Origin of the sequence: Spirosoma utsteinense (assembly GCF_014282275.1) — a bacterium.
GTDB classification, from domain to species: Bacteria; Bacteroidota; Bacteroidia; order Cytophagales; family Spirosomataceae; genus Spirosoma; species Spirosoma utsteinense.
On the sequence record NZ_VFIA01000093.1, the window covers coordinates 1 to 6,486 of the forward strand.

The following is a 6,486-nucleotide window of genomic DNA, read 5'->3' on the forward strand; positions in this document are numbered from 1 at the left end:
TTGTCGATGCTTAAACGCCGGAAAAACCATATTTTTCAGCGTGTACAAAGTGGATAAAAACCTCTCTTCTCTTTTCACCCGCATCTGTCCACTTTTGGTTGACGACGTACACTATATGAGACGAGAGGAATTGCTCTAGCCTTGGTTTACTTCGACCACAGGCGGGGGTCAATCACCAGAGGCTTTTCGTCAATCACCCGTATGGAGCCATAGCTACTATGGGCCGGATGTAGTAAGTAGTTGATGCCTGATGGCATCACCGAGGAGGGAACACCCAAGGCTAACACATCCGGCTTGGCTAGCCAATCAGCTACAATATGCTGACTACGATTGTAGGTGTTCTCCTGCCAGTAAGGCGGCAGTCGAACCGCGTCTACCACCCGCTGGCTATCATGAGGTAACTCCAGACTGAACAACCGGTAGGCGGGTAGCTCATCGTAGGGTACTTGTGGCATGTGTACCAGGATCTCTACTAAAGCTAAAGCTGGATGCTCAGCTGTATAGAGGATGCCAACACCCGGTGGATTCCAACGGCCTCCATTGAGCCACGTACCGGTAACATCCAAGGGACGGGCGGCATACTTCTGCCGCACCACGCGATAAACGATGGCCATAGCTTATCCAAAGATACCATGGTCAATGCGGCCCAACACCCGGTCGACTAACGTATAGCCAGTAACGGTATCCAGGGCTTGTAAAGGGGTTTGGTAATCCAACTCCCGTAAGGGTGAGCGTAGCCAGCTAAGGACGGTCTTACTTCGTTCCTCGAACGTATCTAAAGCGTGCAGGAGCAGGTTCTCTAGCAGCAGCAGCCGCTCAGAGGCATCCTGACTGATGCGTTGATCAACCTTGAGCCGATGCAGGTAAGAAGCTGATAAGCCTAAGGTAGCGGCCAATTCCTTATCGGTTAAACCCACCAAACCGGCAACGCGGTCGGCCTCGGCGCGCAGCACGCCTTGTCGACTGCGGGTGATGATTTCCTGCTCGGTCAAGAGCCGAGGCAGGAGGGAGGGGTTGGGTGCTATAAAAGGCAATGCAAGGGCCATAGCAATGAAGTTTTAGATTAAGGTAACTACAAAAGTTCACTCAATCAAGTTCCTCATTAGGATTTATGTAGTCGATGCGTTTAGGCTACTATGGTAGGTTGGTTGAGTACCGTGATATATGCCATTGGTAGAACGATACAAGTTTATAGGTCTGTACCGCAAAATGGGGGTTTAGCGAGACGATTAAGATCTACTGAATGGCGCAGTTCAGCCAATCGTGTGTTCGGCCGGATCGTTTACTTCGTTAAGATTCCTTTTTCAACGCTTTCATTGATCAGCTGCTCTGCGTATTGCCAAATGACAGTGGACCCCTGTTGGATGACTTGTTTTTTGGTATATACCTTTTCATAATTCACCCCAAACTCATTCCAAGTACCTCCCTTGTTCGACGTATTCTGTAGCAAGGGTTCCAAGCGGTCCATGGCACGGGCAAATTTTGCTTCATCAGTTTGCTGCTCTTCAAACTCTTCCCAGATCGCTATCAATTCAGTGGCTTGCTGATCAGGCAATAACCCGAAGATCCGTTGGGCAGCCTTTCTTTCTTCTTCGGTGTTGGTATGGCTTTTTTGATTATCATAAATAAAGGTGTCACCAGCGTCAATTTCGACGATATCATGAATCAGCAGCATCTTAATAACCTTGAGTAAATCAACCTCAACATTAGCATGTCCCGCTAAAACAAGGGCCATTAAGGCTAGATGCCAACTGTGCTCCGCATCATTCTCGTTTCTGTCACTATTGAATAGCTTCGTCTTACGAAGGATATACTTGAGTTTATCCACTTCCTTTATAAACTCAATCTGCTTTGAGAGATTCGTATATTCCATAGTATCGTTTATGGCTTTTTGACAAAATTGACAAAACTTTTTAAAGACCATGCTAAACCAGAAGGATTCTTAATAAACCCTCCTCTGTGAAACGAAAGGACTTACACCACTTTTTATTCTGTCTGGATAATATCTGTTAATAAGGCTTGTTACGCTTTGCCAAGAATTTTGGCTACACTTTTGACAGGGTAGGCTAATTTTTGATGGTTACCTTTACAGACCTTTGCTCTATGCAAACTAAGGGTAAAGTAGTCATTATTACCGGTGCCAGCAGCGGCATTGGGGAAGCCATCGCCATCACACTGGCGGCAAAAGGCGCGAAGGTAGTGTTGGGGGCTCGTCGTCAAGAGCGTCTGGAGAAGTTGATCAGCCGGATCAAAGCCGACGGTGGTGAGGCCGTATATAGAGTGACCGATATCAAGCAGCGCGACGATTTGGTAAAGCTTGTTAATTTAGCTTGTCAAACTTATGGCCACTTAGATGTTATAATCAACAACGCCGGTATTGCTCGTCTTTCGCGGATGGACGATGGACAGGTAGAAGACTGGGAGGAAATGATCGACGTTAATCTGAAAGGCACTTTATACGGCGTTGCTGCAGCCTTACCAATCTTCAAACAGCAAGGCTTCGGCCACATTATCAACATTATTTCCACTTCTGGGATCAAAATAGCCCCTCTTCAAGGGGTGTACGCTGGGACCAAGAACGCCGTACGCACTATTGCCGAAGCCTTGCGCCAAGAATCGGGTGGTAACTACCGGGTAACCGGCATTTCACCGGGCTTTGTCAACACCGAGTTGGTGGAGCACATTCCAGACGAAGCCGCCAGAGCCGCTATGAAAGAAAAGATGGCTCAGATCGCCATCGCTCCTCAGGATATTGCAAACGCCGTCCTATATGCCATCAGCCAGCCGGCTAACGTGGATGTGGGCGATATTGTCATTCGCCCCACTGTGCAGGATTAATATTGGTAGCTAGCATGAATGCAAAGACGCAACCCATCATTTATAAGAACATTTCCGAGCTGAGCCGCCAATTAGGAATGCCGGAGCCGTTGCATCCGTTGATTGCCTTGGTAAAGTACGATACAACCCAGCTCAGCCGGGACTATGCTGGACAAAGTTTTCTAATCAACTTTTATAAGATATCTTTTAAAAAGAACTTTAGGGGACAGGTAAAATATGGCCAAGGCTACTATGATTTTGAGGAAGGAGGCCTGGCTTTTTTAGCTCCTAATCAGCTGGTAACCATGTCCGGAGATGAACAGGCGTATGAGGGGTACACGCTATACTTTCATGCTGATCTAATCCTGAATTACCCGTTGGGCAAGACCATTCATCAGTATGGTTTTTTCGCTTACGCTGTAAACGAAGCGCTTTTCCTCTCCAAGAAAGAGAAAAATGTTATGGCCAGCTTGTTTGACAGCATAGCAATTGAGTTGAACACGAATACGGATGCTTTCAGTCAGGACGTGCTTGTTTCCCAGATTGAATTGTTGCTTAACCATAGCAATCGTTTTTACAATCGTCAGTTCCTGACCCGCAAGGTCATTCATCACGATTTGATTAGCCAAATGGATACCTATCTAGCTGGTCGTTTTGCCGAGCCGTTGAGGAGTATACCAACGGTTCTTGAGGTAGCCAAGCATCTGCAGGTTTCCCCCAGATACCTAAACGATATGCTCAAGTCATTGACCGGGCAAAGTGGCCAGCAGCATATCCATAACCGGCTGATTGAGGAGGCCAAACTCATGTTAAGCACCACCCAGCTCAGGGTTGCGGAGGTGGCCTACCGACTGGGCTTTGAGCATCCCCAGTCGTTTAATAAACTTTTCAAGAGTCAAGCTAATACATCACCGTCGGAATTCCGCCAATCGTTCAGTTGAATAAAAACGTTCATGGCGACAATCAACTCATTGTCGCCTAAATCTCACTAAAGGCTCAATTAAGTGGAAAGCTAGTTTTTAATACATGTTAACTCTAATACGTAGCATACGAATACATGCTTAATCGTCCCGCACCTGTGGTGATGCGGCCTGGATTGGCATTCCGACCGATCACCATAACTCTATGTGTGGCATAGGTTTGGCATATGTCTTTGCTTCGTAGCCAATAGTCTGACCCGGTGGTGTTAAGGAGTCGATCAAAAGTAAGTTACTATTTTGTTTCTACTTGACACAAAACCCCTACTAAACCTTCTCCAGGCTTAATGCTATCAGAAAACGCAGGGCTTTGACCAATAGCTTGGTCATCATGGCTATATGTGTTCGCACAGTCATGATGACCAAGCCATCGGCCTGCCAGTTTATTTTGTAGCCGATTGATCTTTTCCGGCTAGCCCCGTTTGGCGGTTTTTGTATAGTGTGGTCAACTGCTCTTCCCAGTCTACCGACCACTTCAGCAGAGCCATCAGCGGGTCGGCGGTACTTTTTCCAAATTCGGTTAGCGTATACTCGACGCGGGGTGGTACTTCGGGATACACAGTCCGCTCGATCATGCCGTAGCGTATGAGTGTTTTCAGGGTTTGGGTCAGCATTTTGGGCGAAATCCCGTTGATCTGCCGATTGAGTTCGCTGTTGCGTTTGGTGCCCTGCATCAGGGCCATTAAAATTAGGAGCGTCCACTTATCAGCAATCAGCGTCAGCGACTGATTTAGGATGCAACTTTCATCAAGAATGGATTTTACCATCAACGATTTCTGTAAGTCTAAAAAATTTTGATTTTCCATAGAGCCGTCTCTGATTTATTTGTCCATTTAGTTACCCAAGGTACTTACCCCACTTTCAGGTGCCTACTATCTAAAGTAAAGTATTGGCTATACTTTTGCAAAAGAATAACATCAATGCTATGAAAACGAATCCAAATCAGGGGCAGGCCCTTTTCCAGACATTACTGGACGCCTTCAATCAGGACTGGCAAACCGTCATCGACTTATTTACCGACGACGCTTTTATCGAGTACCCCTACGCGCCCTCTATCGGCGTACCGGCCCGATTCAATAAGGACAACTACCGTGCTCACTTACAGAGTATTCTGCCTCAGATGCCTGGTATCGCATTTTCTAATGTTCGGGTTTACCCTCTTCAACAGCCTTATACATACTGGGCGGAGGTTCACGGGGAAACAACGATGCCCGCAACCGGCAATCTGTACCGCCAGGATTATGTGATGTTTTTCACGATCGCTGGCAACCAGTTTAGCAGTTACCGGGAATACTGGAATCCAGTTGCTTTTCTGCAAGCGTCTGGTCAGGATAATCTTAATACGCATCTCATAAAATCCTGATCAAATGAAAATTGCCATTGCAGCTGCTACCGGAAATATTGGTAGCCGGGTCGCCAGTGCCGTAGCCGCCGGAGGAGCTACACCTGTCTTGCTGGGTCGGGACGCAGCCAAACTAACCGCCCTCGGCATCGACCGGGCCATAATTTCGATTACTGATGTGAGCGATGTCCATCAGGTCGCGGCAGCCACGAGGGAATGTGATGCCTTGCTTTGGTTAGTACCGCCGGTGAGCCACGTTGGCAGTTTAGCCGATTGGTACCGACGGGTAACTCAAGCAGGGGTTGCGGCAGTTAGCCGGAATGGGATCAAACGCGTGCTACTGGTGTCGTCCCTGGGAGCCGGAGCTGGAGAAAACTTAGGCACAATCAGTTTCATTAGCGATACGGAGCGGGCCTTCAACGCACTCACGACCAATGTCCTGACGCTACGTCCGGGTTATTTCATGGAAAATTTCCTGCTTCAAACGCAAAGCTTATTGGAGCAGGGCGCATTTCATTTCACGTACGATCCCGACCATGATATTCCCTTCATTAGTACGGATGACATCGGCGATGCAGCCGCCCGCTACCTGCTCGACCCAACCTGGGCCGGTCATTGGACGCTCAACCTGATGGGACCGGAAAACATTACCCTTCGGGAGGTGGCCGTACGGTTGTCGAACGCCCTTAGCCACCCCATCCGGTACGAGCGGCTTGCTTTGGAAACCGTAAAAGATCAGTTACGACAGGGGGGCCTTACCGAAACCGTCCAGCAGGAACTGCTTGATTTGTTTGTTGCCCTGGGCGACCCAAATGGGGCTTACGCTACCCCCCGCACCCCGGAAGCCCATACCCCTACCCGGTTCGAAGATTTCGCGCGGACAAAATTGGCACCGTTGTTAGCAGATGCCGTGTGGTAGAACAATGACGTAATCGGGATTGACCCGCTGGCGAACGGTGTCTGCATAATTGATTCTTCGACTGTAGGGAGCAGTTTGCAGGCCCCGCGGATACGCTAGTCGATATGGTATCGGGATAACCTTATTGCGCATAGGGGTTAGCAATGTTTACTGCACTTGACAGGTATAGGTTACTTAACGTGTAAAGCTGCCAGCAGTGGCTTACCATCCGTTGGAGGAAGACCATGTAGAGTTATAAGTTGATTATTCTCACAAAATCCTCTAAACGCGAGAGGGTGTATTAGCCCTTATACAAACGTCCGTCAACTGGTAGATAGAGTCAGGGCTTTCTCATAAAACATTTTTGAGGGTCATGAATTGAAGCAGGACGTGGAATTTGTCAGCGAATTCCTCCATCCTGGCGACCATATTCTTTACCTTGTCCTGACCTA

General features: G+C 48.1%; 8 protein-coding genes. 4 read left to right on the forward strand and 4 right to left on the reverse strand.

Translation table 11 applies throughout. The features are described from left to right. Positions 1 to 146: 146 nt before the first annotated feature. The 3 genes from FH603_RS27435 to FH603_RS27445 form a co-directional block, all read right to left on the reverse strand. Positions 147 to 614, reverse strand: coding sequence for an RES family NAD+ phosphorylase (locus FH603_RS27435; protein WP_186742424.1), 468 nt, complete (start codon positions 612 to 614; stop codon positions 147 to 149). A gap of 3 nt (positions 615 to 617) precedes the next feature. Further along, on the reverse strand, positions 618 to 1,046 hold the full coding sequence (locus FH603_RS27440) for an antitoxin Xre/MbcA/ParS toxin-binding domain-containing protein (protein WP_186742425.1): 429 nt from the start codon (positions 1,044 to 1,046) through the stop codon (positions 618 to 620). Positions 1,047 to 1,282: 236 nt separating this feature from the next. Next, positions 1,283 to 1,873 (reverse strand): HD domain-containing protein, encoded by a 591-nt coding sequence (locus FH603_RS27445; protein ID WP_186742426.1) that lies wholly within the window; start codon positions 1,871 to 1,873, stop codon positions 1,283 to 1,285. Positions 1,874 to 2,103: 230 nt separating this feature from the next. Between FH603_RS27445 and FH603_RS27450 the strand changes: the two genes are divergently transcribed. Further along, positions 2,104 to 2,838 (forward strand): SDR family oxidoreductase, encoded by a 735-nt coding sequence (locus tag FH603_RS27450; protein ID WP_208493212.1) that lies wholly within the window; start codon positions 2,104 to 2,106, stop codon positions 2,836 to 2,838. A gap of 14 nt (positions 2,839 to 2,852) precedes the next feature. Then, positions 2,853 to 3,758, forward strand: coding sequence for a helix-turn-helix domain-containing protein (locus tag FH603_RS27455; RefSeq protein ID WP_186742428.1), 906 nt, complete (start codon positions 2,853 to 2,855; stop codon positions 3,756 to 3,758). Between the two features lie 419 nt (positions 3,759 to 4,177). Here the strand turns inward: FH603_RS27455 and FH603_RS27460 are convergent, their stop codons facing one another. Further along, the gene (locus FH603_RS27460; protein ID WP_208493211.1) at positions 4,178 to 4,600 is read right to left on the reverse strand and encodes a winged helix-turn-helix transcriptional regulator; all 423 of its coding nucleotides are present in this window, start codon (positions 4,598 to 4,600) and stop codon (positions 4,178 to 4,180) included. A 119-nt stretch (positions 4,601 to 4,719) separates the two neighbouring features. On the opposite strand from FH603_RS27460, the gene FH603_RS27465 reads away from it, so the two are divergent. Continuing rightward, positions 4,720 to 5,157: a nuclear transport factor 2 family protein gene (locus FH603_RS27465; RefSeq protein WP_186742429.1), complete on the forward strand. Its 438-nt coding sequence runs from the start codon at positions 4,720 to 4,722 to the stop codon at positions 5,155 to 5,157. Between the two features lie 4 nt (positions 5,158 to 5,161). Further along, positions 5,162 to 6,055: an NAD(P)H-binding protein gene (locus FH603_RS27470; RefSeq protein ID WP_186742430.1), complete on the forward strand. Its 894-nt coding sequence runs from the start codon at positions 5,162 to 5,164 to the stop codon at positions 6,053 to 6,055. The last annotated feature ends 431 nt before the right edge of the window (positions 6,056 to 6,486 follow it).